Origin of the sequence: Ktedonobacter robiniae (genome assembly GCF_016587375.1) — a bacterium.
GTDB lineage: Bacteria > Chloroflexota > Ktedonobacteria > Ktedonobacterales > Ktedonobacteraceae > Ktedonobacter > Ktedonobacter robiniae.
This window is the reverse complement of the sequence record NZ_BNJG01000007.1, coordinates 56070-81262: the sequence shown is the minus strand read 5'-3', so window position 1 is coordinate 81262 and position 25193 is coordinate 56070. Positions and strand designations below refer to the sequence as shown.

Here is a 25193-nt window from a genome sequence, read left to right as displayed (position 1 = left end):
GGCCTGGGGACGATGTCAATCTACAATCAACGTTTCCATGGTCGACGGATCGACGTTGCCACCAGTCAGAGGGGTGACAACCTTTTTGCCGCGCAGATCTATCTCCTTACCTCTGGCACCTTTCAATACCCCTTTACCGCTCAAGAGGGCCATGGGACCCAAAACGGCAGCCCCCTCAAGAAGGCTATCACAGATGCCAGCTAGCAGCCCCATCCCCCACCTGATACTCTTCTCCGGGACTTTCACGATCTCATCGACTTGGTTTTGTAAGATGGGAAAGAGATGCGCATCGGGAGTCTGGACCCTGAGTCCATCAGCTATAGTCTCACAACAGTCCAGGGTAACCAACTTGCCAGCCTTAAGTGACTCGTAGCAACATGCAGCCCCATCCGGCTCTGCGCCGATGACTAGGATCTCCCGCTGTCTTATCTTAGCAAATTCTTTTGCCGCAATAGCCACACCGGCGAGCAGTGCGCCCCCACCGACCGGCAGAAGGATAGCATCAACGTCGGGAGCCTGTGTCAATATGTCCAGCGCGAGTGTCCCCTGACCTGCGACTGCAAGCCGGCTGGAAACATCAATAAATGTCGAGTGGCGTTCCTTTGCTAACTGTTTAGCATGGCGGTAGGCATCATCGTAGGTTAATCCATGCCGAATGATAATCCCACCGTGCGCTTCTATCATGCTGGCTTTGATGTCTGATACGGCAGTTGGCACCACGACCTCACAGGGAATGCCTAGCTTTTTTGCGAGGTAGGCAACCGCTGTCCCATGATTGCCCGAAGATGCTGTGAAAACGCCTTTGTTGAGTGTCTCTGGGGGAAGAGCCATGAGTTCGGCAAAAACGCCTCGTATTTTGAATGAATGAGTGGGCTGTTTATTTTCGAGTGCGAGAAATATTTCCACTCCGTTACTGAGTTTGTGCAGCAGAGGAGAGCCTTTTATTAACTTTGTATGGCTGCTAAACAACTCTCTTTCCGCAGAGATATGTGTATACGCCTGCCAGATATCATATATAGTAGGGGGGGCGAGACTGCGATCCGTTGATGGTTGTGTATCCTGCAATGCATTGAGAAGTTTGTTGGGAGAGACAGACCTCTTGGTATCTGCCAAACAATGAACTTGATTTGTTGTTCCCATATATTCAGATTGAACCTCATCGTTTTTAAATTGATGGGTGCACCGGATGGTGGATCTGGTGCATTGATTCCTCGGATTGTGCTGGGTGTGGGTTCTGGCTATTGATGCGTGTACCTAGAATGACAGCCATGCCGTGGTACCCTTCACGAAGTTTCTCATTGGAAACGCTTGTTGGGATTAACTCGTATTCGATACCAGATATACTAGTAAAGATGCGCCGAAAGTCTTCCACGGACAGGTTGGCGGCAGGGAAGTGCGTATTTTCTCCTGCGGGATAACCTTTTGATCCTACCATAACGGCAAATATGAACCAGCCGCCAGGCCTTACGGCTTGCACGACGGATGATATAGCTTGTACACACTCGGTTTCGTCAGTAGTGATCGATTCGGCGACAAAGTATGAACTGACAAGGTCGTACCAGAATTTCGGCAATTCATGAATATTACCTTTAATGCTGCGGGAAGCTATCCTTGCTCTGTTAAATGTATCTTGGAAGTTTTTTCCGCCTATATCAGCAATCAATGCATCAAACTTGCCCCAAGGGTAATGTGTATCTATTGACTGCTCTATCCCTACTTTGTTTATATTTTTGTAGATGTGATCACCTTCACTGAGTAGGACGCGCATAAAGTCTATGTTGGGTTGCGCGTACTCGATCAGATCCATCTTGTTATCGGGTTTGAGTAGGGATGCCAGGAGCATCGCGGGGTAGAAGTTAGGCCCAGAACCAATGTCTGCCACCCGTTCAAGGCTGGTCGGTGATACACCGAGCAACTCTAAGCCAGTGATGACCGTCCTGATAATTTCTTCATCTTCGGGGAGTATCATTCCACCGTAGTTGCGCTCGACGTACTCAATGGAATCAAATGCGTCCCATGTGTCCATGCTTAATGGGTCTATGCCTTCTGATGTACAATCTTCCATGCTTTCCCTTTTATATTCCTAATCTCAATCCTTAGAGCTTACCCGGGTAACTGAAAGCTGTTCACAATGACGAAAACAAAAGAGAGCACAGACCAAACGCAGGAAAGTATCGTACTCGTCGTAGATTTGTAGGCCAGCTTGGCAGAGGCGATCAAGCATGCCTTGGGCTTCCCATTGGCGAGATCGGCCGTAGATGGTGCTGCCAGCCCCCAATTATCGGGGTAAGGCATTCCGCTGAAGCCTAGCATAATCATCAATGATCACCTGCTCAAGATCGATTAACTTTGTATTCTTTCCATTGGCTCAATCTATGTGCCGCTTGTATAGTTTTTCTAGAGGCCCTTATCTGTTTGAAAGATCTACGAAAACACAGGGGGCCTACTATTGTAGGCTTTATTAGTGCTCTAAAAATCTTCTCTGCTTATCTGAGACAGATGTAGCTACCCCGCATATATGAGACGTAGCCTGCTTATCTCTCTATGGTCCTTAGAAAGGGATCCAGTTCAATAGATTGCTCATGCGTTTTTCCTTTCTCATCATGTGAAACTGTTTCTTCAAGATCACAACTGGTGATCTTCATACATATGTAAGTTGAACGGTCCATTTTGTGACAACTTTTCGATCTACTCTTTATTTATTCAAAAGTCTGAGCGGAGCTGGTTAACAGAGCTGGCACCGAAGAAGAAAGGGGAAGCTTGGCCCTATTCCTGATGGAGTGGTGACATATAGCGATGGTAGCCTTATCGCCATAGAAGTCGAACTGTTATTAAAGAAAAATGACCTATCTCTGCCCTTCTCAGGATAAAGGGAGCTATAATGGATCCCATAATTAAGACAAAATGTTGAGGTGGCTGAAGGTGGAAGGAGGAAGCATGTCGGTCATCAGAAAAACATATACAACTGAATTTAAAATGAAGGTAGTGAGGGAGATTCTGCGAGAGGAGAAAACACTCTCACGAATTGCTACGGAGTATGGAACGCATGCTAATGTGATTTCCCGATGGCGGGATCAAGCATTCGCCGCTCTGCCAGGGGCCTTCAATGACCAGGTAGCAACAGATCAGGCAGCCAAAGAAATGGCCTGGGAAAAAGAACGAGAGGAATTGTACGCCGAGATTGGGCACGTTGAGTACGCAACTGGCCTGGATCAAAAAAAATGTGGTCACCTGCTTAACTCGCGATGAGCGGGTCGGGTTGAGGGACTGGACCAAGGCGGACCTTTCCTTAAGCGTGCAGGCTCAATTATTGGGACTCAATCGAAGTAGTCTGTACTACCAGCCGGTTCCGCCTTCAGCCGAAGAGGTCGCGCTTAAGCATCGGATTGATCGAATTTACACAGACATCCCTACTACGGATCGCGCCGAATCGCTGAGGAACTCAAGCGAGAAGGGATGCAGGTCAATCGCAAAGCGGTCATCCGGCATATGCATGAGATGGGGTTGGTCGCAGTCTATCCTGGTCCTAATCTCTCCAAACGCGCTCATCAGGCGGCAATCTATCCGTACTTACTTACCAATATTACCGCGAGCTACTCCAACCATATCTGAGGGTTAGACATTACGTCTATTCGGTTGCGGCAAGGCTGACTCTATCTTGTCGCAATTTTGGATTGGTATTCTCGGTATGTGTTGGCGTGGGAGCTCGATCAGAGCATGCAGGTTGATAGCGGCCAAAACGATTAATATGCTGACGAACATAGGGAGAGAGAGCCGCGACCCCTTGTTCGCCGAGCTCTGCGCCTTCTTGATTCAACTTCTGCAATGCCTCGCTGATCACAAGGAAAAGGATATTCTCGCGTGAGAATTCCTTAGCTATGCTGAATCAGGGACCACCACATCATTTCTTTAGCGAATGGAACGAGTGTTCCATTCACTATCACTATACTCTTCTGGTCTGTCTCTGTCTAGAGAGGAAGTGGATTTTTCTGGCATAAATCCTTGTACGAAACTGGGAAGAGAAAACGATCGTTTCTCTTCCCACATTTGCGTCATGATCGGGCGAAAAGGAGCAATCGTCACTCCAGATCGCGCCGGCCAGGGGGGGGCGGCAAGTTTTTTGTGTAAGGCAGAGTCCAGCAATGAAACGCTGCCACAAACGACGCCAACGCGCTGAGAGCTTTCTTGAGGGGATGATCGTGGGAGTTGGCTAGGTCTGCATATGGGCTGGCAGGGAGGCCGAAGCATTCTCGGCCGCGCGGCGAGTTGCTTTGACGGCTCGTCCTGTTCGTCGAATATCCTTGAGTTGTGCCGTCCCGAAGGTCTTTTAGATCCAGCGTTCTGGATCCAGGAGATCTGGCACATTCTTCTTTCTTTTCTAAAATCTCAGTTACATGTGTAGAAAAGATAGCCTCAAGGCAGGGTCCTCTTGCCCAGCTCATGGTAGCATTGGCTCTCTAACTTTCTTCACCGCATCTCAACCTGTCTTTTTTCTGAGGCGAAGAGACGGTCATGACGTGGCACAACAACAACATAGGTGCCGACGATCCAATCGTAGAGAGTCCGGTGCTTTTTCCCCACAAGCATACTTACGAGGTTGGCACCCACCAAGACCCAGACGAGCACCAGCCCAGTGGTAACAATGAGAGAAGGGGTAGTAGGAGCGACAGGCCAGCCTGGGATGCGCCAGAGACAGGCATGCGTCAATTCCCAGGGGACCAGTTTGAGCAACGAGCGTACAAGCGAGCGAGGCAAGCTCAATCGAATACCAGATGCATTGGTCACACGCAAGCCCATCTTGCGTTTTCCCCAGGTTGCCTGCCAGGACGAATGTTCGGATAACGCGAAATAGAGAAGGACAGGCAACACCAGCAGGAGAAACGCGCTAACTTCGCTGACATTTGGGTCAGCGAACATGGCTTGAAATATAGTTTTAAGAGGTCCCAACCCTAGCCTAATGCCCACAATGACCAGAAGAATGAGATAGGCCGAAATAATGAGATAATCAAGCAAAAACGCACTACAGCGCCGCCACATGCTTGCAAACGTCATATAGAGAGTCTCCTATTCTTTTCGCTTCAATCTTGGTCGTGTCTTTATTTAAAGACAGGTTGCCAAACCTTCCTTTGGGTCTACTCACCCACGAGTGACGGTATAGTGTACCACATGCGTCGGTCTCTCACTGTGCGTGTTGTTGGCTTACTTTGCAAATAAACTCCCAATGTGGTAGCACAATTGGTATTTAAGTGTTTTTTCACCGATGTCACAACAAGGAGGGAAACAGAAGTATCTTCGCAGAGAAAACACACCAGCAACAGAGCCACTGACCGCAAATGTACAAAAACTGACACCTACAAGACTGGGGAAAGGGCTCAGCGACTTTCGATTATGGTACGATGATGATCCTGCTGTGGCTGCTTATGCTGGCGCACTTGAATGCCAAAACATATATGACTTTTGTTGTCACTAACGATAGCAATTATTCACTCAAAGAGGTATGGTTGTTTCTTGCAACTATACCTCTTTGGCTTATTGTTGAAGTTCCTAGCATAAAGGAAGAAGAAAAAGTTGGCACAAACGCGGGTACATGACTCGCCTGACATCTCTATTGCGGTGGTGGTAAGATGAGATATCGTTTCTCTCGTTTCATCTTTGGATACTGTTCCAGAAGGTCAGCCCTGGCGATCGTTTACGTTCTCGTCCACCGATGGCCGGGAGATTCAGGGGTGGCTCTGTGTTTCGGAAGGCGAGGGACCGTTTCCTACGATTCTGGAAACGCATGGTGGACCGAATGCCGTCACGGTTGAGCGATTTGATGCCGCGTCAGGTATGGGTGGACCATGGCTCTGGGCTGGCGGTATGGGTGGCAGAATGTTATCTCTTCCTTCAAGAAGCAGCGCTGCATTTGTTCCCCGAAGTCAATAAACGAGCCCGCTTCGAACTCGGACGCTTGTTTTCTGACAAGCTTCTCGGCGGATAATGCCGGAACGAATTTATGATTGGCTGTACTTAGAAGAAGTGAGAAGCGCCTTTTGTTGCGCCTCAATACGTTGGGAGACTTCTCTGACAATGTTTAGGAAGTTCTCGATGAAAGGCGAGGGATGCTCCCGTTTCCAAGTAACAGCATACTCGACCGAAGTTCTTGGGTCAATAAGTGGCCGATAGCTCACTTCATCAGTGCGTAAACCGCTCAGACAGGTCGGAACCAATGCGATTCCCACGCCAGCAGCAACTAATCCAATGACCGCCTGCTCGGATGCCGCTTCCTGGATAATGGTGGGACTAAAACCAGCTTGCAGACACATCGCTATGACCTGGTCGTGGATCAATGACCGTTGGCTGCGCTCATACATCACAAAAGGTTCCGAGGCAAGGGTACGCAACGGAATGTGTGCTTGCTTTCCGAGGGGATGATTTTTCGGCATGGCGACTATCGCCTGTTCGTGCAAGACTGTCTCATTGGCTAGCTCAGGAACGTGCATTCCCCGCACAACAAGACCAACATCGAAAGCCCCCTCTAAAAGTTGCTCTTCGAGATCAGGCGAACACAACTCACGGAGCGTGATTTGCACATCGGGGAAGCGCTCACGAAAGAGGCGCACGGCCGGCGGGATCAGGTTATAGAGGGCTATACTTACATAACCAATCACGAGCGATCCTGTTTCTCCTCGCTCTGCACGCCTGGCTGTTTCAACCCCCATCTGTAGATGCGCAAGCGCGGAGTACACCTCTGGAAGTAAGACTCGCCCCGCCTCAGTCAATTCGACTCGGCGTGTTGTGCGCCGAAAAAGCGTTACCCCCAGTTCTTCTTCGAGTTGTTTGATTTGAAAGCTCAGAGGTTGTTGTGTCATATGTAAGCGCTCAGCTGCACGAGCAAAGTGCAACTCTTCGGCGACGGCGACAAAATAGCGTAGGTGACGCAGTTCCATATCTAAGAGTATCTCCTCCTGGGAAAACCACAAATGGTGACGCTTTCGTTTTTGCCATTATGTATGGTTTTAGTGTGAATAAGCAAGAAATAAGTGTTGGCAAGAGAGAGTATATCTTGTATGGTGTACTTCAGCAAGAGGAAGCGATTCTCTTCTCAGTTCCTCTCAAAGGAGACCTGCATGAAGCGTCTTGATATCACATTTACGTCGCAAGGAAAACGGTGTGCCGCCTGGCTCTACCTGCCATCAGGATCAGCCCCTTTCCCTTGTGTCATTCTTGCGCATGGTCTGGGTGCGACTCGCGAACTGCGTCTTGATGCCTATGCCACGCGTTTTGTTGAGGCCGGATTGGCGGCCCTCGTCTTCGATTACCGGTACTTTGGAGCAAGCGAAGGAGAGCCACGGGGCCTGGTGAAGATTACAGATCAGCTTGCAGATTGGGCTGCTGCTATTGCGTATACACGTGCTCATCAGGAACTTGATGCACAGCGCATTGCGTTATGGGGGATCTCGCTCGGTGGCGGTCATGTGATTGTCGCGGCAGCTCGTGATCATGGCGTGGCCGCCGTGGTATCCCAAAATCCCTTTACTGACGGCTTCACGAACCTTGCCTCTGCAAAGCCTTTGGAGACACTGCCGCTGCTGGGAATGGCTCTCAGGGATCAGCTTCAGGGTTGGTTGAGGCAACCGCCCTCCTTTGTAAAAGTTATGGGCGAACCTGGCGAGCAGGCAATGTTCGTCTCAGGCGAAATGAAAACACATTACCACTATCTGGTGCCTGAAGGCGTCCGATGGGAGAATCACATCAGCGCACGGGCGCTTTTGCACCTTCCGCTCTATCGACCCGTTACCTATGCATCTCATGTGCAATGTCCCATACTCCTCTGTGTGGGCAACCGCGACACCTCTGACTCGCCTCAAGCCGCTATCAAGGTCGCCGAGACTGCACCATACGGTGAAGCACGACGATATGATTGTGACCACTACGATTTTTATGCAGGGGAAATTTTTGAACAAACTATGGCTGATCAGTGTGCATTTCTTGTACAGCACCTTTTGGGATGATCGCGAGGAGTGCGTCAGTGATCTAGTATGGACAAAAATAGGCTGAAAAGCTGTCCCAAAAAGAACATTTCATCCCTCTTTAGATATGATGGCCATGTAATTGGTTCTCATAACCATGCCTCTCCTGAGAGAACGTGCAGAAAAATGGTTTATATGCAACCAATAGAGATTTTTTTCTTTCGATGAAAGGAGTTTTCTATGATCCTGATTACTGGCGCGACAGGAAACGTCGGGCGCGAGGTCGTGAACATATTACTGGAGAGCGGTGAGAAGGTGATTGCGGTTACCCGTCATCCCAGCACCGCTGCCTTGCCCAATGGTACTGATGTCTTTCTTGGAGATGCCTCTCGTCCGCACACTCTGACATCCGCCCTCAAGAAGGTTAAGACGATTCTCATTAGTCCTCGCGCCCTGGGCGATAGCACAGCTGGAAGCGCGACCGCTGAACTCCTCAGACTTGCGAGTGAACAGGGGGAGCCGCGAGTGGTTGTGTTATCGGCTGCCACGGTGGAGTATGGCGGAGGGTATCAGCGCTTTGTCGATGCCTTCAAAGCAGTTGAGGATGCTGCCAAGGCCTCTGGTTTGCCGTGGACCATCCTGCGCTGTACGGACTTTGCCTCCAATGCCCTGGCCTGGGTCCCGCAGGTCCGTCAGGCTGGCATAGTGCGTGGAGTCTACGGGGACGCAGCCACCTTGACCATCCATGAGCGTGACATTGCTGCCGTCAGCGCACGAGCGTTGGTAGATCCTACCCATGCAGGACACACATATGTGCTCACTGGTTCCCAATCGCTGAGTCAACGCGACAAGGTCGATCTGATTAGCCGAGCCATTGAGAAAGAGGTGCGCTGGGAGGAGGTCTCACCCCAGCAGTTTCGCCAGGCCATGCTCGCCCAGGGGCTGCCTGAGGATGTCCCCGAGAGGGTCATCGGCTTCTGGTCTAGCCTCAGCAGCCAGCAGGAGATGCTCATTTCGCCCACTGTGGAGCAGATCCTGGGCCGCCCTGCTCTCACCTTCGCGGAATGGGCAATAGAACACGCTACCGTCTTCCGGAACTAACCTTTCAGTCAGCCAAGTATTCATCCCTGTATAAGCAGGACCCTCAGACTTTGTGCCCCTGGGGGCTTCAAAGCGCTCGTGAAGAAGCCAAAGATAACCATTTTTAGATGAAAAGGAACGATCATGACAAAGACGCTTATTGGGAAGCAGGCCGTAGTAACGGGAGGAACAAGTGGTATTGGGGCCGCAATTGTGCAGTATCTACAGGAAGAGGGTGCAACTGTGCTCACATGTGCCCGCTCCTCCAAAGAGATCCTCCCGCCTGGAGTCTTGTTTGTGCAAGCCGACCTCAGCACGATCGAGGGGACGCAACGCCTGGCTGAACAGGCCCTGGCTACTCTTGGCGCCATCGATATTCTGGTCAACAATGTTGCCGCAACACAGCACCTGTTCCACGCCGCCGGGTCAATGGCTATCGAAGATACAGCCTGGGAGCAGGCGCTTAGCGTCAACCTGCTCTCGGCAGTTCGACTCGACAAGGCGCTCCTGCCAGGCATGCTTGCGCGTCGCTCAGGTGCTATTATCCACATTTCTTCGGGGACGGCACGCGTGCCGATGCCTGCAATGTTGCACTACGCAGCATCCAAGGCCGCGCTAACGACCTATAGCAAAGGCCTCGCGCTTGATGTTGCCTCAAGAGGAGTGCGTGTCAATATGGCCACTCTGGGCATGGTCGAGACTCCTGGGCTTGATCGAGATCAACATGATATTGCTCAGGCCAGGGGAATTGATATCGCCACAGCACGTCAGGCTGCTCTGCATCGAATTCCGCTCGGTCGTTTTGGACAGCCGCGTGACATTGCGGAGCTGGTAGGGTTCCTCGTGTCAGATCGAGCATCATGGATGACTGGAAGTAACGTTGTTATCGATGGTGGTTTAATGCCTACCGTCTAACATAGACGCGTCAATGAAGGGAAGGAAACTTCTATGAAGAGAGCACGTCTTGTGCGAATTATCGCCACAATTGCAACCGTGATCACTGCGGCTTTGGGAATGGGTACATATACCCACGCGAATTTCACCAATATTCATATCCTTTTTGGACTTCTTGTTGCTCTCATTCTGTTGCTCCTGTCGCTTGTAGCAACCTTCACTCGTGGGTTGAGAGGACTGGGAGCAATAGGGATTGTGTACGCAGTCCTCATGCCTATGTTGGGCGTTACACAACAGTTGATTCTGATAGGCGACCTGCACTGGCTCGTTGAGACAACCCATCTGGCTGTGGGATTTGGTGCGCTCGCGCTCATTGGCGTCATTGGTGAGCGCTTGATACACCGCAAGGCAGTGATGAGTAAGAACACTCTCTCTCCTGAAGCTGCCTGAGCGGCAAATAGAGAGCAGAAATGATAGCTCTCCATTTCAATGCTGCTGAAGACTCTTTTTAGTCGGTTGAGAGATCCCATTGAATGCCGGAAAAGTTTGCACCCGATTGCAGGGTAAGGTTCATGACGATCAGCCAGGGGATGCCGCGCAGGTCGGCTTCCTGGAAGTCCGCACCACTCACTGTGACCTGTTCCAGATTGGTTCCCTGCAAGAGGGCTTGGGTGAGCTTTGCGTCGTTGAGGTTAGCCCCGCTCAGATTGGCTTCACGCAGGTTGGCATTGCTCAGGTAAGTGTTGCTCAGGTCAGCTCCGCTCAGGTCCGCCTGGTTAAGCTGGGTATCGTCCAGCTTGGCCCGGTTCAGCACGACGTTGGTCAGCCGGGCTCCGCTCAAGACGGCTCCGCTCAAGACGGCTCCGCCCAGGTCTGCTCCGTCCAGGTTGGCTCGGGTCAACCTGGACAGGTTCAGCCGGGCCCGGTTCAGCGAGGCATTGGTCAGCTGAGCCTGGTTCAGCTTGGCCCGACGCAATTTGGCATCACACAGCTTAGCCTTGCTCAAGTCCGCGCCGCTTAGGTCAGCGTCACTCAGATCGGCATACTCCAGAATGGCCCCCCTTAGCGAGGCACTGGTCAGCCGGGCCTGATTCAGCTTGGCCCAGCGCAGGTCTGCCCCACTCAGGTTGGCCTCGCTCAGATTTGCTCTCATCAGCCTGGCACTGATCAGGTTGGCTCCGCGCAGGTCTGTCCCGCTCAGATCAGCATCACTCAGATCGACCATCACATCTGGATATTGCTCTCGCCATTGGTTCCACCCCGCTACTCCTTGTCTCAGCCAGACAACGAGTTTCCGGTTTGCCATGAAGGGCCCTCCTTGTTGCTTTCTCTACCCGGAGTATAATGGCGCATTTGCAGCAAGTCAAACTGGCAGAACCTCGTACTGATGTTTGGCAAGTTTCCGACGCCATATCTTTTCGTTTTTGCGGGGCGCATTGAGAATCGCGGGTTTGGCGGGCATAGCACTCTCGATGACCAGGCAAAGAAATCATGAGGCAGCGTTGGGAGAGGAAGCCTGTCCCAGAGAACAATGTGGAGAGGCTGATTGGCTAGGCTGCCTGCAGACCCAGGAAGGTCGTGAACTGCTCAGGCGCCCCAAATAGCTTGATCCCTGACTGAACCTCCAGTTGAAGCCCGCGCATTGCGGGCGAGCCTCTCTTGCCAGGAAAGCCGATAATGAGTTCGTTGCGCGCGGGTCGGCAGAGAAGTCTGCTGATCTTTCATAGCGAGGGAGGCCGGATCATGGCTCACCTCCCAGCTCGTGCTAACCAATAACAGGTCGCAGCGCCTATACGACCGGCGTGGTTTTTCCAGCAGCCCCTCGACTGTCCTACCAACTCAGTTCACCAGCTTGAGAACGATGCCAATGATGTCCGGCGTTTGATCGAGAATCTTTCGGACCAACCGGCGATTGTCTTTGGTAGCAGTTCGGGAGCTATTGTCGCCCTCGAAGTCCTCACCATCATCTTGGAACCGTGTGCCTCGTATACGAGCTATCCCCCATAAGGGCTAGTAGGCAAGACCATCAGGTTCGTAGTTGATACCAGCCAGTCGAGATTCGCGGCATAGTGTATCGCTGTACTCAATTTCCTCTATAATCATTAATATGATGAGGTGCCCGCTTCTTTTTCTTCTATTGCTTTATTTGTCAAATTAAGGGGGAGCGATTTTTTATGATCTTTTTGTTTTAAGGAGTGTATTTGTGTTTTTCTTTGTTTTATTTTGTCTCGACAATAAGAATTATCTTAGTTATACTTAGCAATACATCCACCATCCAATTTATGAAAGGGGAAAACTACTAAAGCAGAAATGTTGAGATGGCCTTCTTGGGAAGTTACCAGAGAGGGTCAATGGAGAGAAGAACCTGAACGATTGTATTTAACATTGTTACATTTGCATGTATTTATGAGAGAGAGAGGATTCTTTGTGAAAAGCCATTCCCCTTTTTCCCTTGCTCGACGCGGTAAACAGGCACTGTTTGCCCTATTTTTACTGTTGATGTGTTCCCTTCAAGTTCCCGTTGCCCATGCAAGCTCGCTTGCACCCGCCTCGACTGGCCCTGGTCAAGGTATACAACCGGGTCAATTATTTACTGGAGGAAAGGGGCACCAGAAACAGAATTCCACCTTCTTGCAGCAAAAAAATCAGTGGAAACCACACGTTGTACTGCCTTCACAGGCTCACCTGAGCTATTCTCCGGCACAATATGTCAGTGAGCCTGCTTATACCGGTACCGATTCGGCTGGGCGCGGCTATACAGATAAATATTTCTGGAATGAGTGTGGACCAGGCGCCTCAACAGCCACGCTGGGGTACTGGGGCGTCAATCTCAAAAAGGGGGCGCATACATACCGTGATCCTTACACCACGACAACATGGGATGATACCAATTACACTTCCTATGTCCAGTATATTGCGACGCAGAGCTATCCCTCAGCTTTTACTTCAGCTGGTGAGATGAGTTACCAGAGCTATCCAAATGCTTACGCTACCTTCGATGATGTCAGGGATGTTTTAAACTGGGAAGCCTCGGGCCATAGCTCCAACTATTTCAACTATTTCTACGCAGTGGTTGGCGTAAATAGCTTGACCAAGGCGAGCTTTAAGAATGACGTGCAGCAAGATATTGCCTTGAGCAAGAAGCCGCTCATTGTTTCTGTCAATGACAATGTCCTGCCGGATTGGATCAACTCGCCTGGAACAAGCCATTTTATCACCATCCTTGGGTACGATTTCAACAATAACACCATGACCTACTCTGAGACCTGCGGGCAGAAGTCTTGCAATACACAGGGTACAGGCGTTTACACCATTACTATTGATCAGCTTTGGAGTGGGATGGTCTATGATAACGGCAATGGTGGCATCGTCTGGTAACAAAGGTTTCTGGTGAAAGAAGAGATTTACCCTATGAGCAAAGGCACGCGGTCGTCTACCTGGCTGCAACTCATGGCAGGCCTCTGTATTCTCGGCCTCGTCCTGCTTTTGACAGCCTGTGGAGAGCATCCAGCAGCAGTTTCACAGATTAAAGCGACACCACAGGCAAGCGCGACGCCGAATCCTGATGCGCACATCGCCCCGGCTTTTATTGACGATAAAACTGGACCAGGCTCAAGAGCTGTGCCGCAATTTGCCTATGATAGGCAGCACAATACGCTTGTGCTCTTCGGTGGTAAGAGCTTCAATGGCTATTTACAGGATACGTGGACCTGGGATGGGCAAGCCTGGACGCAACAGCATCCCGCGACCTCGCCAGGACCCATTCTTGGGGCCAGTATGGCCTATAATGATGCCACGGGTCTCGTCGTGCTCTTCGGCGGCTCTCCCATCTTCGGTTCAGCTACGACCGATACGTGGACCTGGGATGGCCGCACCTGGACCCAGATGCATCCTAGCATCGCCCCACCACCACGTAGGGATGCCACCCTGGTGTATGATGCAGCGATTAGACAGCTTGTCCTCTTTGGGGGGTATGGAACGGATACAAAATCTCCCTTGAACGATACATGGACCTGGGATGGGCAGGCCTGGACCCAACAGCATCCCGCGACTTCTCCTTCAGCCCGTTTGAATGCAAGCATGGCCTATGATGCTGCCATGCGCACGGTGGTGCTTTTCGGGGGAGATGACATGGGCGCACCTATTCCCCTCTTGAACGATACGTGGACCTGGGATGGCACGACGTGGACCCAACAGCATCCCGTCACCTCTCCCGAGGTGCGTTTCACCAACGATGGGACCTTATATGGAGCCTACTCCTCTCCCAGCGCTATGGTCCTGGATGAGGCTTCTCAGCAGGTGATCCTGACGCTGGCGGGAGGTGAAAATTCTGACAAACAGAAAATCCAGGTTTCCTGGGCCTGGAATGGAAGAACCTGGACTCAACAGTCAATACAACATCTTCCAGAACAAAAGATGTACCTGTTCTATAGTGCGGAGCAGAAAACCGTCTATGCCTTTGGCACTTCCATCACTATGAGTACATTCAATGATAGCTTATGGCGGTGGAACGGCAAAACATGGCAATCCCCTACAGTGTAAGTTTTGAGAGCTCTAGAGCTTAGATCAATGCGGAGGCATAATCGCCTCCGCATTGATCTTCTTATCGTCAATAGAAAGAGCAGGGCGGTGATTTCTTCCTGATAGACATCCAATTTGCCACGAATCTCTACGAATCGCTTTCTTGTCAATTTTTCGAGTAAGGAGGGAAAAGCGGTTGCAAGACCCGCACGTACAATTCGTTTTTCTTGTTGCTTTCAATTTCTTCACTGGCTGACGTTGGATGTAATGGCTGGGAAAACTGTTTGACAATGGTGCCAAGTCGTAATAGACTGGTGCTTATCTTTTTATGTTGAGGGCTGGTTGAGGCGAGGTGTCTGAATAAGTTTAAATGAAGGAATATATCTTTGGTAAATACGCATGATCAAAAACAACTTCTTATAGGTCAGGTAGCGGTGGTCACTGGCGGCAGCCGTGGGATTGGGCGAGCGATTGCGCTGGCCCTGGCCGCAGAAGGTGCCTCAGTTGCAATAGTAGCACGATCTGAAGAACAATTGGCAGAAACAACCATGCTCATCCGGGAGATGGGGGGCGAGGCAATCGCGATTGTTGGAGATGTAAGTGATCGTCAGGCAGTCGTACAGATGGCCGAGCAAGTTGTGCAGCAACTGGGGCCGGTGGATATCCTTGTGAATAACGCAGGGCGTCACTATGCTCTTGGACCGCTGTGGCTGGTCGATCCCGATGAGTGGTTGAAGGACGTGGAAGGCAATCTCTTCAGCACATTTCTATGTATGCACGCCATCATGCCAGGTATGATCGAGCGTCGTCAGGGCAGAATCATCAATATCTCCAGCGGGGCCGGTAATCTGCCACGTCCACACTCTACTGCCTATACAAGCTCCAAAGCGGCGGTCACACGCCTCACAGAGAGCGCAGCCATCTCGGCCAGGCCATACGACATCTCTATCTTCGCCCTCCATCCAGGTTCGGTGCGGACCGCCATGGCAGACTATCTGGTGAACTCTGAGGAAGCAAACAAGTGGGTGCCGGAATTCCGTACGATCTATGATGAGACAGAGATCCCGGCGGAGCGAGTTGGTGAATTGGTCGTTTTCCTGGCATCCGGAAAAGCGGACCTGCTCACGGGCCGCTTTCTCAACGTCTACAATGATATCCAGGAGCTTGTCAGACAGGCCGAAGCCATTCAGCAGCAAGATCTCTATACCTTACGCTTGCGTCAATAATTCTTTTCCTCTGTGAACGTCTCGTGGTAAATTCACTCAAGGGTGAGCAGATTTTAAACCGAAGGGTGGAAAATTGACCTGAATCAGGGGAAGCGGCTTCACGCCGCTTCCCCATTCCGCTGAGCGGGGAAAACACCGGTAAAAAAAGTCGGGACCCCTTGTTCCACCGGCGCCACAAAGCCGGGCAGCAATCGGCGGATGCAAGTATCCTGCCGCACCTGCCCGAGCCTGATCCACAAGCCACCCCGACCACGAACGCACCAACACATGAGTGCCATCACGCACGATGCCACCAACGCAGCAACGCACCTTCACACAAGAGCAGCAGCGTGAAAGCGCACAGCAGGCTCTTCGGTCTCACGCCTCGCTTTCAGGAGCCGTCTGCTCGTCTTGCAAGAGGGCAAGACGATGTGGACTCGGGCTGTGTATATAGTAGGTGAAGGCCCAGAAGATCCACAGGCAACTGCACAAGCCCAGACTTACATAGGGATTCCAGAAGGCCAGCAGGGTCGCCAGCAGGTAGAGCGGCAATCCCAGCAGTTGGTTGCGTGTGAGCCTCTTTACCTGGCGGGAAGTCACGGCTGGGTGCAGCAGACGGCGCTGATGCGTGGCTGCCCACCAGAGCAGGTTGTAGGCCACATTGATCACAACAAAGACCCCAGCATAGACAGCACACGCTAGAGATGCCGCGGGCGTGATGAGGTACTGGGTCACCAGAGAGGTGGGAAAGGGCACCACGGTGACTAACAACAGTAGCAAGCCATTGGCGAACAGAAAGGGGGTGTCGGTCTTGTACACCAATTTGAAAAGGCCATGATGGCTTGCCCACATGATCAAGATCGTGGCAAAACTCGTCATGAACGTGAGGTAAGATGGCCACTGTGCAAGCAGTGCGCTGCCCAACACGGGCATGGAGATCGCTCCCGGCAGGTGTGGCACCTGCAAATTGAACACCAGCAACGTAATGGCGACGGCAAAGACGCCATCGCTGAAGGATTCGAGGCGACCGGTCTCTTTTTCGACGGCCCCTGCTCGCTGTTCACGGCTCATTCTCTCTCCTTGCAGATATGCCAAGTACGTTGCCGCACATCTTGGGGTAATGGGAGCATCTGTGTCCTGTACTGGCCTCTGCTCACGCTCTATGCTTGGTTTTGTCGCCCTGCTTGAGCTGGCCTGCAATGATAACGACGCTTGCAGCGGCAAGGAAGAGTCCGGTGTCCATTGCACCACCGTAGGCGACACCGGGAGTGAACCAGGGAGCAGGCATACCATCCAGCATGAAGTAGCTTAGACCGAGCAGTCCTGCACCGATAGCGGCAAGCAGCCCCAGGATCACCAGCAGCCGACCGCCATAGGCGAACAGGATCGCACTTCTTCCTCTGAGAGCACGCTTGGCAAACGGGCGCAGCAACGTTACCAGACCAGCGGTAATGAGTCCCAGACCGGCGAGTGCCTCACTCCATTCGATGAGGAAGCCGAAGAGTGCAGCGTTAGGCACAACCAGTCCCTGCAGCAGAGCCACGAAGAGGCCTGGCAAGCGCCCGCTGCTGGTAGTGGTGTGAAGAAGCTCACTGAGCTGATCAGGGAAGGTTCCCAGCAGGATCTTATCGACACCAGCTAGCAACCAGGCATAGCCAACGATCAGTTGCAGGCCGACCAACGCCAGATTCGCGATCGGAATTACGCGTTCTGGAGACTGTCTGTCAGATTGCGGCTTTACAGATTCTTCTAGTAGTGGTCGAGTTTCAATACGAGGATGAGTCGTTGTATTCATTGCTTTCACCTTTACTAGCCCACCATGCGCCTGAAAATGTATGGCTGGTGCGCTCTCATCTTTTGTACCTTTTTGTTTATTTAGGAAGAGATGGTATGTATTTCATTCATCCCTGCTTGACGGTTCGGTACTCCTACACTACCTGGACAGTCAGGTTCATACCAGAATGGATCGTACAATAGAGCTTGAACGTTCCTGCCGTAGTGAAAGGACCAATCGTCTGCGGACTATTGCCTGCAACTTGCAAATCCTTGATCTGCGATGCACCCGGCTCGGCGCCTGGATGTGCCTTACCCTGCTCCCAGGTTCCATTAGCGATAATGTGCGTCGTTATCGTATCAGCAACCAATGTGACACTTTCTCCCTTTTTAATAGTGATGGACGACTGGACAAACTGCATACTGCTCATATGAACGGTGTTCTCTGTAGCGTGAGAAGCAGGATTCGCATTGCTCGCAGTGCCACAGGCTGCTAGGAGAAGGACGATAACGCTCCATAGGGCCAGGATGACGCCTGATTTTCTCAACATATGCTTTATCTTAATTCTAAAAGAGCATCTATGAATTCGATCTCGTTGTGCTCAAACCACATTGGTTCCCGTAGCGAGTCCAGAGCAATCAGGTAAAAACCAAAAAACGGGTCATCTTCTTCGCCATCAATAATGTTAACGCGCACAATCGTTCCTTTCAATCCCCGGAACGGACCGTAACTCGTGACCCGTATTCGCTTTCCTTCTTTAGCGAAGTGCTCATGACTCATAATAGGTCAACTCCTTTGTTCATCGCTCATGCTTCAAGGTGAGAAATCTCTTTCTCTCTAAAGGAAAGAGCGCAACACTTGCTCCACATGTATCATTTGTATTTTCCTGCTATCACAGATGCAACACGTTATTACCAGAAAAAAAAGGCGTACGGAGAAAGGCGAACGCATCAAACGAGTCTATGAAATCGTGTTCAGTTAAATGAACTCGGGCCTGTTTGCAAATCATAACCAAAGCAGAATACAGGCAAGCGTGACCATAGCCAGGAAATTGAGCGCACGCTTCTCGTAGCGAGTGGCCACGCGCCGAAACTTGCTCAATGGGAACATGTTGCTTGGCGGCCATCAACGTTTTAATCGCTGTTTCGCGTACATGTTTCCCCTCATGACGCAAATAGGGCAAAATCAGATGAAGAGGAATGATCTGCGAGGACCGGTAGCACCACACCTCCATGACCGCAGTACAAACCGCCGGTATTGGATCAGTCATCAGCGTGAGCAGTAATTTATCAGAAACTCGCTCTTTCCAACTCGGGAAATCACCTACCAGTATTTCGCGTAACCAGAGGTGCTCTTCTGGATCCAAAGCCAAACGAATGCAGAGATCACATGCTTCTTCCGCGCACGCCGCTGCCAGAGTGTGGAGCACATCCATAGCAAAAAGATGCTTGAGGTTTCAACATCCTCAAGATCGCCATCAACGCATCGACAGGCAGCAGCTTCTTAATTTCGCACATCAGCCCTAGAATAATCGCCTGTTCCGTCGCCGTGGTGCTCAGGCCAAGACGGTTGGCTTGAGCACTTCCTCACACCACTGGCGAAAGCTGGTAGGGGCGGTGGACTCGGGGGTGCGCGGCTCAGCGTTGTCGATACCGTTGTCCTTGGCCACCATCATATCGACCATGCCCTGCGCCATAGCGTCGGACATCCCGGATCCGGTCAGATTGGCCTTCAGGGCCTCGCCGGAGATCTGCTGGTAGCGCACTGGCCTGCCTAGCACCTCCGACATGATCTGCGCCATGTCGTTGAAGGACAGGTCCTCAGGGCCAAGCACCGGGACGCTGCCCTGTCCACTCCAGGAGTGATCGAGTAGCAGTCTGGTGGCGACCGAGGCGATGTCGCGGGTGGCGCAGGTTGGGACCTTGCGCTCCCCGGATATCATGTCGAAGAACATATCCTGGCTCTTGATCGACCTGATCTGACGGAGCAGATTATCCATGTAGGAGGCTATCGTCAGTGCCCGGTAACTGACCCCCGTGCTTGCGATCAGGTCGTCCTTGGCCAGCAGCCCCGCCACCAGCCCGGAGTTTTTTTCCACCGCCGTGCCGCGACCGAGGGCCGAGATCCCAACCACTCGCTTAACCCTCTGACTCTTGAAGGCCTCGCACGCTGGCCTGCTGAAGTTCACGTAGGCGGCCTCGACGCTCGCGGCGTGGGGGTCCGGGGGTACCACCCAGAATACAGAGTCTGCACCTGCGAACGCCCGGCTGACGACGTCGAGGTCGCCATGCGATCCTTGCACGACCTCGACGCGCTCACGTGTGTGCGCGGGAAGGCGAGAGGGATCGCGTACGATCACGCGGATCGGCTCGTTACTATTGAGCAGGTTGTTCAGAACTTGATGGCCGAACTGGCCTGTAGGTGCGGTGACGACAATCATGAAAACCACCTCCAAGGTTGTGAACCCTCTGTTTCCCGTATGAGAAATACCTAGTGCTCTGTCAATCTTCATCCGAAAGTTTTCACGCCGCCTACGGCGGCAAGGGGAGTGCAGAGGGGCTGACGCCCCTCTGCACTCCCCAACTTTCCAATTAACTTTGACAAAGTACTAATACAATCTCAGAAGATCTAATGTGTAAGAGAGAGTGTCCCTCATCTTCGTTGACACAGGAACCCTGGCTCTATTGCACTACAGGTCTCTGGAACTTGCACTAGCGCTGACCTTCGCAGGAAGCATACTCTAGAAAGAGAGCCCCTTCAAGAGTCATTTTTGCAAATTTCATGGTATCATTTGCTGGAATCTTCCGAGCCAGGATTTCTTTCAGGACGGTATTCCCAACAGCACTCGTCGTGCTTGTCACAAGCATCATAGGTCATCCCCTTCCTTCCTCGTCCTCTACGCGCAAAATGATTTTTCCGCGCGTGTGCCCTTGTAGGGCCTGCTCAAACGCCTGTGATGTCTCTGAGAGCGGGAATACTCGCTCGGTGATTGGCCGGAGCTGACCTGCATCTATCAGGTTCCCGATGTGTATGAGCTGTTCTCGATTGGGCTTGACGACAAAGAAGAACGCACGCACGCCAAAGGCGGCAGCCTGCTCCTGGGATGGGGGGCTAAACACACTCAGGAGCAGTCCGCCCTTCTTTACGACGCGCCAGGAGCGAGCTACTGTCTCACCGCCTACGGTATCAAGCACCAGATCAACATCACGCACCACATCCTCGAAACGCGTGGTGGTATAATCAATAATCTCATCGGCTCCCAACGTGCGTAGGAATGCATGATTGCGTGCAGAGGCTGTCGCGACCACCGTGGCACCAGCCCACTTTGCCATTTGAACCGCCATGCTTCCCACGCCACCAGCGGCACCATGAATGAGAAGCGATTGCCCACTGGTAAGCCCTGCGTGCTCAAAAAGCGCTTGCCATGCTGTCAGTCCAACCAGGGGGACTCCGGCTGCCTGGATGTGCCCAAGGGTTCGTGGCTTGGGCGCCACATCAGTCGCACGCGCAACAGTGTACTCCGCAGCCGCGCCATCCCGCCAAAATTCGGTGAGCGCATAGACGGCTTCTCCTACAGCCACACCGGTGACGTCGGGTCCTACTTCAACGACCTCACCAGAAACATCATGACCTGGTATAGGATGCTGACGTTCGATACCAGCCGGCGTTTTCCAGGTTTCCGACCAGGTCGGTTCCTGCCACATCACACTTGTCGCATAGACACGAATCAGGACTTCTCCTACTCCTGGCTGAGGTTGCGGGGCATCTTCGAACACACATTGATCGGGTCCACTCTGACCATATAGGTGAATAGCTTTCATCTCTTACATGTCTCCTTGTTCTTCCTCATTCTTCTAGAGTATTCCCAGGCTGATCTCTCCAGCAGGACCCACACATGATGTGCGCCAGCATTGCGTAGGGCTTGTTGCGTTCCTGGATATCCCGGATCTTCAATCCAGGCAAGCTCCCCTGGGTTGAGGAGGATACGTGCAGCCATATCTAACGCCGTTTGCGCGCCTGGAACGATAAGAACTTGCTCGGCCTGGCAATGCACGCCTCTAGAAATACTCACATGAGAGGCGATGGCCTCGCGTAGCAGAGACGCGCTTTCCTGCCGGGACTCATGGGTGAAGAAAAAGGGCTCGGGGAGCTCGCATGCAACCCAGGTTCCATGACCGACCCTGCGCTCAATATATCCTTCCGCACAAAGTTGCTCATAGGCATTGCTAGCCGTGTTGCGCGAAATCCTCAATTCGTTGGCCAGATCCCGCGTCGATGGCAGGCGTTGACCAGGGGGCAATTGTCTATTCAGAATAGCGCGGCACAATCGATCATACAACTGTCGATGCAACGGCTTGCTTAACGCCCGATTAAGTGCAATATCTGCCGCAATTTGCGGTACGCGGTGGCGTCTCTTCGCCATGACGAAAGAAGCTACCTTTCCCAATATGGATCCATACTCCCTACAAAAATGACCCTGGAAGAGGCCCTCTTTCTAGAATATGCTTCCCTCACAAACCATAGGTGTAGCACATACTCAGGAGGTTTCACAACATGAAAGCGATGTGGTTTGACAATCGGGAGGGGCAGCAGGATGAGCCGGATAGGCAAGCGATACGCTATCTACAGCAAGAACAAATGATCTGTGGCTCTTATGCGTTCATTCCTGGTACGGATCAGACGTACGAAGATGCTATTCAGGCGCTTGTGGCAAACGACTTGCGCTGGCAATATGAAAGGCGAAGAATACGAACTGCATAAACAGGATTTTTCGACAGACTCCTGACCTGGTCCGGACACCTGGTCGGCTATTGTGGAGTTTATACCTCGGGGCGATGGCAACATGAGGATTTGCGTATAGTCATTTGGAGCGGGTTCTGGAAACGGGGGAATATGAGCAGTATCGTCGTCGCCTGGTACCTGAAGCGTCGAACGTTTCCTCGTCCACTCAGGGAAGTGATCCAGAGGTGGACTACGAGGTAGATGAAGACCTACCGAGCATAGGCTGCGTCTCGAACGAATTCTGCTGAAGAAGGGGAAGCCTCGCTGGAGCATGTGCCCCTGTCGGTTTGATGTTGGGCAAGCAATCTCGCGAAATGGATTGAGAACGGTCCCTATGTGTTGCGCGGCCGCCTTGATCCTGTCAGCCAGGAGTATGAGATTGAGGTGAGGGACGCGAGAAAGCAGACAACTCCTGGTTCCTGGAGGATGCAGATCAGATGCTCCGATGGATGTGGTGGTACCGCTCTTCCCAGGGGGGAGCAACGTTCTCCGTACAAACTGATGTAGGCATAATATGCTCTTATTTCGTTGGGCCTGAGAATGGGTTACTTCCAGCTTTACGCATTGCCTCCAGGGCCTCATCCATGGTAAAAAGCCTGGTGATCTCGTTCACCTTCATATCTCCTGAAGCCTTGACGGCGAGGCCCACTGCCGAAGCCGAAATGTCATCAGGGATCTCAAAGAGCGCCATGCCATCGTACTTCCCCAAGGAGTAGTACAAACCAAGCAACTTTCCACCTAACTTCTGCACTAAATCTCTACTAGGGATGGTGCGGTCTTGCGGCTTCTTGATCATGGCAGCCCAGGCTTCAGAGGTGTACGTAAATTGCACCATATATATTGTCATAAGAAGTTTTCCCTTCTTTTTAACAGGATCTCATGAATAAATGGCAAAGGAAACCAACAAGAAAGAAGGACCTCTGCACTTTCAGTATAGGGAGTGCTCTCAACTAACCCAAGGACGGCAAAGATCTTTTGTGATGTGCGAGGAGCCTCTATCTGATACCCAGAACGAGAGACACAAGAAGAAGGTGGAGTGAGCCCCTTTTGCCGGACACACGAGGAAGTCAACTTCCGGCCACAGAGGCATAGGCTGCCTCAAACTCAGCAGGCGGAAGATACCCCAAGCTAGAATGCAAGCGCTTGGTATTGTACACCTGCTCGATGAATTCCCCTAAATTGGTTTCTGTATTGGCAAACGACTCGTACTCTTTGAGATACACTTCCTCCATTTTTAATGTCTTAAAGAAACTTAAAGAGCATGTCACGCTTCATAGCTATCTCTTTCATGATTTCAAGGACGTAGAGTCATCTATAGATCATAGAGAACAGTAACGACACTTCAACCAATCACCTGAGTACAGTCTAGAAGGTCTCGGGTGTTGCAATACTATTGCATCTCTTTCACACGAGTACCGTTGATCTGGTGTCTAACAACTCGCGTTTTCTCCGCGTGAGCTCTACACTTCTTTTAGCTCTGCCTGCGGTTCTCAACAGAGTCATGCATCACATCCTCATCATCGTGTAGCAAAAAATAAAGGAGATAGCATCCATTGAAAATCGTACATTTTATTTTTCACTTCACTATACAAGAAGCGCTCTCATGTATGTTTCCTGCTGTCATCTTCCTCTCACTGGCGCTCTCAAAACACTTTGTGTTGCCACATCGTTATGATATTCTCTTGGGCGTTTGTCTAGGAACGCAATGGATCATGTACCGTAGTGGGTTGGAGACGAAAGACGAGATCAAAGTGATTGCCGTCTTTCACCTCGTGGGACTCCTCCTGGAACTCTACAAAGTTCATATGGGTTCGTGGGCATATCCAGAGGACGCATGGACAAAGGTGGGCGGTGTTCCACTCTATAGCGGCTTTATGTATGCCAGTGTTGCAAGCTATATCTGTCAGGCTTGGCATCGTCTGCATCTGGAGATGGTGCGCTGGCCATCGCCATACTGGATCGTTCCATTGGGAGTGCTGATCTACCTGAACTTTTTTACGCACCACTTCATTCCTGACCTGCGCTGGCCGCTAGTTGTTCTCCTAGCGTGCGTTTTCTGGCGGACAGGCGTTCTCTATTCAGTCGATGACCAGTCCTATCGCATGCCGCTCATCGCAGCATTTTTTTTGATAGGCTTTTTTATCTGGATTGCGGAGAACATTGCAACCTTCTTCGGAGCATGGGCTTATCCTGACCAGGTACAGATATGGCGTATTGTCTCGCCTGAGAAGATTAGCTCGTGGTTCCTGCTTGTTATCATAAGCATCTTGATTGTGACACAACTCAAAGGAGGGAGAAAGGGCAAACAGAAACGCGTGCGAAATGCAAGAGCCTACGGGTCCGCAACGAGATGTACCTCTGATTGAAGTGGCATTCGAACGTCCTTCATTGTTGAGGAAAGGCAAGGGCAGATGCCTGGACCGAAACGTAATCGCCGCGAACGCACCGACGAATGGGCACAGATCAAGCAGTGGACGTTGTGGCCTGAGCAGGAATGGTATGAAGCGATCAGACCCCTCATCCTTTTCCACGAAACCGCAGGAGGGCGAGCGAAAGAAATCGATGTTCCCCAGCGCACGCTGGCTCGAAAATTGGAGGCAGAGACAATTCCTGTTGCATAGGAAGTAGGCAGTTTGCCCGCCATCCGTGGACAATATTCCCATTTCCAACTTGGCTTGACTTTCTCTGAGATGAGCCATTTCATCGGTGGTGGTGTCCCGCAGGGACATGGCGATTTATACATTTTGGGGAAAAGAACCAGGCATGAAACTCTCGTGAGGTAAGATAGAAGCTGATCAAAGCCAATCTCACGCAGGAGGATGTTCACGCCGCTACCCGTTCCCAGTGCCTCTCGGCAGGTAGGCGATCCCGTGTTTCATCCTGACTGTACGTCTCGAGCGCACTGTAGGCCACTCACTTATCCCCTTCAACGATCTCGTTGATCATCGCCACTCTTGTAAAGGTTACCCAGTTCTTATGTAGAAA

27 protein-coding genes and 2 pseudogenes are annotated in these 25193 nt (G+C 51.6%); 13 read left to right on the top strand and 16 right to left on the bottom strand.

Annotation, left to right across the window (positions count from 1 at the left end):
- Positions 1-15 precede the first annotated feature (15 nt).
- Positions 16-1140, bottom strand: a complete 1125-nt coding sequence (locus JMJ04_RS45440; RefSeq protein WP_236039185.1) for a threonine ammonia-lyase — start codon at positions 1138-1140, stop codon at positions 16-18.
- A gap of 25 nt (positions 1141-1165) precedes the next feature.
- Complete coding sequence (locus JMJ04_RS45435; RefSeq protein WP_201376948.1) at positions 1166-2065, bottom strand: class I SAM-dependent methyltransferase; 900 nt, start codon at positions 2063-2065, stop codon at positions 1166-1168.
- Between the two features lie 872 nt (positions 2066-2937).
- On the opposite strand from JMJ04_RS45435, the gene JMJ04_RS45430 reads away from it, so the two are divergent.
- Both JMJ04_RS45430 and JMJ04_RS45425 read left to right on the top strand, forming a co-directional pair.
- The gene (locus tag JMJ04_RS45430) at positions 2938-3249 is read left to right on the top strand and encodes a transposase (RefSeq protein WP_201376947.1); all 312 of its coding nucleotides are present in this window, start codon (positions 2938-2940) and stop codon (positions 3247-3249) included.
- 165 nt (positions 3250-3414) lie between these two features.
- Positions 3415-3612, top strand: a pseudogene (locus tag JMJ04_RS45425) (IS3 family transposase); the annotation flags it as partial.
- A gap of 16 nt (positions 3613-3628) precedes the next feature.
- Here the strand turns inward: JMJ04_RS45425 and JMJ04_RS49410 are convergent.
- The 3 genes from JMJ04_RS49410 to JMJ04_RS45405 all read right to left on the bottom strand — a co-directional run bounded on the left by JMJ04_RS49410 (position 3629) and on the right by JMJ04_RS45405 (position 6929).
- Positions 3629-3841 carry a Tn3 family transposase gene (locus JMJ04_RS49410; RefSeq protein ID WP_420799606.1) on the bottom strand — a complete coding sequence of 71 codons (213 nt, stop codon included), beginning with the start codon at positions 3839-3841 and terminating at the stop codon, positions 3629-3631.
- 626 nt (positions 3842-4467) lie between these two features.
- Complete coding sequence (locus JMJ04_RS45410; RefSeq protein WP_201376945.1) at positions 4468-5052, bottom strand: RDD family protein; 585 nt, start codon at positions 5050-5052, stop codon at positions 4468-4470.
- 941 nt (positions 5053-5993) lie between these two features.
- Positions 5994-6929: a LysR substrate-binding domain-containing protein gene (locus JMJ04_RS45405; RefSeq protein ID WP_201376944.1), complete on the bottom strand. Its 936-nt coding sequence runs from the start codon at positions 6927-6929 to the stop codon at positions 5994-5996.
- Positions 6930-7109: 180 nt separating this feature from the next.
- Here JMJ04_RS45405 and JMJ04_RS45400 point away from each other — a divergent pair, with 180 nt between their 5' ends.
- The 4 genes from JMJ04_RS45400 to JMJ04_RS45385 all read left to right on the top strand — a co-directional run bounded on the left by JMJ04_RS45400 (position 7110) and on the right by JMJ04_RS45385 (position 10376).
- Positions 7110-7994 (top strand): alpha/beta hydrolase, encoded by an 885-nt coding sequence (locus JMJ04_RS45400; protein ID WP_201376943.1) that lies wholly within the window; start codon positions 7110-7112, stop codon positions 7992-7994.
- Positions 7995-8192: 198 nt separating this feature from the next.
- On the top strand, positions 8193-9053 hold the full coding sequence (locus tag JMJ04_RS45395) for an NAD(P)H-binding protein (RefSeq protein WP_201376942.1): 861 nt from the start codon (positions 8193-8195) through the stop codon (positions 9051-9053).
- A gap of 123 nt (positions 9054-9176) precedes the next feature.
- Entirely contained in the window at positions 9177-9947 is a 771-nt protein-coding gene (locus JMJ04_RS45390) for an SDR family oxidoreductase (RefSeq protein WP_201376941.1), read from the top strand.
- A gap of 33 nt (positions 9948-9980) precedes the next feature.
- A complete protein-coding gene (locus tag JMJ04_RS45385; protein ID WP_201376940.1) occupies positions 9981-10376 on the top strand; it encodes a hypothetical protein in 396 nt (131 codons plus the stop codon).
- A gap of 58 nt (positions 10377-10434) precedes the next feature.
- On the opposite strand, the gene JMJ04_RS45380 is transcribed toward JMJ04_RS45385, so the two are convergent.
- Positions 10435-11232 (bottom strand): pentapeptide repeat-containing protein, encoded by a 798-nt coding sequence (locus JMJ04_RS45380; RefSeq protein ID WP_201376939.1) that lies wholly within the window; start codon positions 11230-11232, stop codon positions 10435-10437.
- A gap of 1121 nt (positions 11233-12353) precedes the next feature.
- Between JMJ04_RS45380 and JMJ04_RS45375 the strand changes: the two genes are divergently transcribed.
- From JMJ04_RS45375 to JMJ04_RS45365, 3 genes are all read left to right on the top strand, one after another.
- Positions 12354-13304 carry a hypothetical protein gene (locus tag JMJ04_RS45375; RefSeq protein WP_201376938.1) on the top strand — a complete coding sequence of 317 codons (951 nt, stop codon included), beginning with the start codon at positions 12354-12356 and terminating at the stop codon, positions 13302-13304.
- Positions 13305-13337: 33 nt separating this feature from the next.
- Entirely contained in the window at positions 13338-14468 is a 1131-nt protein-coding gene (locus JMJ04_RS45370; protein WP_201376937.1) for a Kelch repeat-containing protein, read from the top strand.
- Positions 14469-14833: 365 nt separating this feature from the next.
- Positions 14834-15673: an SDR family NAD(P)-dependent oxidoreductase gene (locus tag JMJ04_RS45365; RefSeq protein WP_201376936.1), complete on the top strand. Its 840-nt coding sequence runs from the start codon at positions 14834-14836 to the stop codon at positions 15671-15673.
- Between the two features lie 357 nt (positions 15674-16030).
- On the opposite strand, the gene JMJ04_RS45360 is transcribed toward JMJ04_RS45365, so the two are convergent.
- The 8 genes and pseudogenes from JMJ04_RS45360 to JMJ04_RS45325 all read right to left on the bottom strand — a co-directional run bounded on the left by JMJ04_RS45360 (position 16031) and on the right by JMJ04_RS45325 (position 21849).
- Positions 16031-16723, bottom strand: a complete 693-nt coding sequence (locus JMJ04_RS45360; RefSeq protein WP_201376935.1) for a TMEM175 family protein — start codon at positions 16721-16723, stop codon at positions 16031-16033.
- An 82-nt stretch (positions 16724-16805) separates the two neighbouring features.
- Entirely contained in the window at positions 16806-17447 is a 642-nt protein-coding gene (locus tag JMJ04_RS45355) for a hypothetical protein (protein WP_201376934.1), read from the bottom strand.
- 133 nt (positions 17448-17580) lie between these two features.
- Complete coding sequence (locus tag JMJ04_RS45350; protein ID WP_201376933.1) at positions 17581-17976, bottom strand: cupredoxin domain-containing protein; 396 nt, start codon at positions 17974-17976, stop codon at positions 17581-17583.
- Between the two features lie 5 nt (positions 17977-17981).
- Positions 17982-18206 carry a KOW motif-containing protein gene (locus JMJ04_RS45345; RefSeq protein WP_201376932.1) on the bottom strand — a complete coding sequence of 75 codons (225 nt, stop codon included), beginning with the start codon at positions 18204-18206 and terminating at the stop codon, positions 17982-17984.
- Between the two features lie 225 nt (positions 18207-18431).
- A pseudogene (locus JMJ04_RS45340) lies at positions 18432-18527 on the bottom strand (IS5-like element ISMra2 family transposase); the annotation flags it as partial.
- 454 nt (positions 18528-18981) lie between these two features.
- Positions 18982-19866: an NmrA family NAD(P)-binding protein gene (locus tag JMJ04_RS45335; RefSeq protein ID WP_201376931.1), complete on the bottom strand. Its 885-nt coding sequence runs from the start codon at positions 19864-19866 to the stop codon at positions 18982-18984.
- Between the two features lie 433 nt (positions 19867-20299).
- Entirely contained in the window at positions 20300-21247 is a 948-nt protein-coding gene (locus tag JMJ04_RS45330; RefSeq protein ID WP_201376930.1) for an NADP-dependent oxidoreductase, read from the bottom strand.
- Positions 21244-21849 carry an aminotransferase class I/II-fold pyridoxal phosphate-dependent enzyme gene (locus JMJ04_RS45325; RefSeq protein WP_201376929.1) on the bottom strand — a complete coding sequence of 202 codons (606 nt, stop codon included), beginning with the start codon at positions 21847-21849 and terminating at the stop codon, positions 21244-21246. Before JMJ04_RS45325 ends, JMJ04_RS45330 begins: the two co-directional genes overlap by 4 nt.
- A 131-nt stretch (positions 21850-21980) precedes the next feature.
- On the opposite strand from JMJ04_RS45325, the gene JMJ04_RS45320 reads away from it, so the two are divergent.
- Together JMJ04_RS45320 and JMJ04_RS45315 are read left to right on the top strand one after the other, a co-directional pair.
- A complete protein-coding gene (locus tag JMJ04_RS45320) occupies positions 21981-22187 on the top strand; it encodes a hypothetical protein (RefSeq protein WP_201376928.1) in 207 nt (68 codons plus the stop codon).
- A gap of 104 nt (positions 22188-22291) precedes the next feature.
- Positions 22292-22456 carry a hypothetical protein gene (locus tag JMJ04_RS45315; RefSeq protein WP_201376927.1) on the top strand — a complete coding sequence of 55 codons (165 nt, stop codon included), beginning with the start codon at positions 22292-22294 and terminating at the stop codon, positions 22454-22456.
- 272 nt (positions 22457-22728) lie between these two features.
- Here JMJ04_RS45315 and JMJ04_RS45310 read toward each other — a convergent pair whose 3' ends face one another.
- Both JMJ04_RS45310 and JMJ04_RS45305 read right to left on the bottom strand, forming a co-directional pair.
- Complete coding sequence (locus tag JMJ04_RS45310) at positions 22729-23055, bottom strand: GYD domain-containing protein (RefSeq protein WP_201376926.1); 327 nt, start codon at positions 23053-23055, stop codon at positions 22729-22731.
- 220 nt (positions 23056-23275) lie between these two features.
- A complete protein-coding gene (locus JMJ04_RS45305; protein WP_201376925.1) occupies positions 23276-23476 on the bottom strand; it encodes an IS3 family transposase in 201 nt (66 codons plus the stop codon).
- A gap of 285 nt (positions 23477-23761) precedes the next feature.
- On the opposite strand from JMJ04_RS45305, the gene JMJ04_RS45300 reads away from it, so the two are divergent.
- Both JMJ04_RS45300 and JMJ04_RS45295 read left to right on the top strand, forming a co-directional pair.
- Positions 23762-24574: a DUF817 domain-containing protein gene (locus JMJ04_RS45300; RefSeq protein WP_201376924.1), complete on the top strand. Its 813-nt coding sequence runs from the start codon at positions 23762-23764 to the stop codon at positions 24572-24574.
- Positions 24575-24619: 45 nt separating this feature from the next.
- Entirely contained in the window at positions 24620-24829 is a 210-nt protein-coding gene (locus JMJ04_RS45295) for a hypothetical protein (protein WP_201376923.1), read from the top strand.
- Positions 24830-25193 lie beyond the last annotated feature (364 nt).

Coding starts and splice junctions, on each gene's coding strand:
- JMJ04_RS45440 (WP_236039185.1), bottom strand. CDS start 1,140: ATGGGAACAACAAATCAAGTTCATTGTTTGGCAGATACCAAGAGGTCT.
- JMJ04_RS45435 (WP_201376948.1), bottom strand. CDS start 2,065: ATGGAAGATTGTACATCAGAAGGCATAGACCCATTAAGCATGGACACA.
- JMJ04_RS45430 (WP_201376947.1), top strand. CDS start 2,938: ATGTCGGTCATCAGAAAAACATATACAACTGAATTTAAAATGAAGGTA.
- JMJ04_RS45410 (WP_201376945.1), bottom strand. CDS start 5,052: ATGACGTTTGCAAGCATGTGGCGGCGCTGTAGTGCGTTTTTGCTTGAT.
- JMJ04_RS45405 (WP_201376944.1), bottom strand. CDS start 6,929: ATGGAACTGCGTCACCTACGCTATTTTGTCGCCGTCGCCGAAGAGTTG.
- JMJ04_RS45400 (WP_201376943.1), top strand. CDS start 7,110: ATGAAGCGTCTTGATATCACATTTACGTCGCAAGGAAAACGGTGTGCC.
- JMJ04_RS45395 (WP_201376942.1), top strand. CDS start 8,193: ATGATCCTGATTACTGGCGCGACAGGAAACGTCGGGCGCGAGGTCGTG.
- JMJ04_RS45390 (WP_201376941.1), top strand. CDS start 9,177: ATGACAAAGACGCTTATTGGGAAGCAGGCCGTAGTAACGGGAGGAACA.
- JMJ04_RS45385 (WP_201376940.1), top strand. CDS start 9,981: ATGAAGAGAGCACGTCTTGTGCGAATTATCGCCACAATTGCAACCGTG.
- JMJ04_RS45380 (WP_201376939.1), bottom strand. CDS start 11,232: ATGGCAAACCGGAAACTCGTTGTCTGGCTGAGACAAGGAGTAGCGGGG.
- JMJ04_RS45370 (WP_201376937.1), top strand. CDS start 13,338: ATGAGCAAAGGCACGCGGTCGTCTACCTGGCTGCAACTCATGGCAGGC.
- JMJ04_RS45360 (WP_201376935.1), bottom strand. CDS start 16,723: ATGAGCCGTGAACAGCGAGCAGGGGCCGTCGAAAAAGAGACCGGTCGC.
- JMJ04_RS45355 (WP_201376934.1), bottom strand. CDS start 17,447: ATGAATACAACGACTCATCCTCGTATTGAAACTCGACCACTACTAGAA.
- JMJ04_RS45350 (WP_201376933.1), bottom strand. CDS start 17,976: ATGTTGAGAAAATCAGGCGTCATCCTGGCCCTATGGAGCGTTATCGTC.
- JMJ04_RS45345 (WP_201376932.1), bottom strand. CDS start 18,206: ATGAGTCATGAGCACTTCGCTAAAGAAGGAAAGCGAATACGGGTCACG.
- JMJ04_RS45335 (WP_201376931.1), bottom strand. CDS start 19,866: ATGATTGTCGTCACCGCACCTACAGGCCAGTTCGGCCATCAAGTTCTG.
- JMJ04_RS45330 (WP_201376930.1), bottom strand. CDS start 21,247: ATGAAAGCTATTCACCTATATGGTCAGAGTGGACCCGATCAATGTGTG.
- JMJ04_RS45325 (WP_201376929.1), bottom strand. CDS start 21,849: ATGGCGAAGAGACGCCACCGCGTACCGCAAATTGCGGCAGATATTGCA.
- JMJ04_RS45320 (WP_201376928.1), top strand. CDS start 21,981: ATGAAAGCGATGTGGTTTGACAATCGGGAGGGGCAGCAGGATGAGCCG.
- JMJ04_RS45310 (WP_201376926.1), bottom strand. CDS start 23,055: ATGACAATATATATGGTGCAATTTACGTACACCTCTGAAGCCTGGGCT.
- JMJ04_RS45295 (WP_201376923.1), top strand. CDS start 24,620: ATGCCTGGACCGAAACGTAATCGCCGCGAACGCACCGACGAATGGGCA.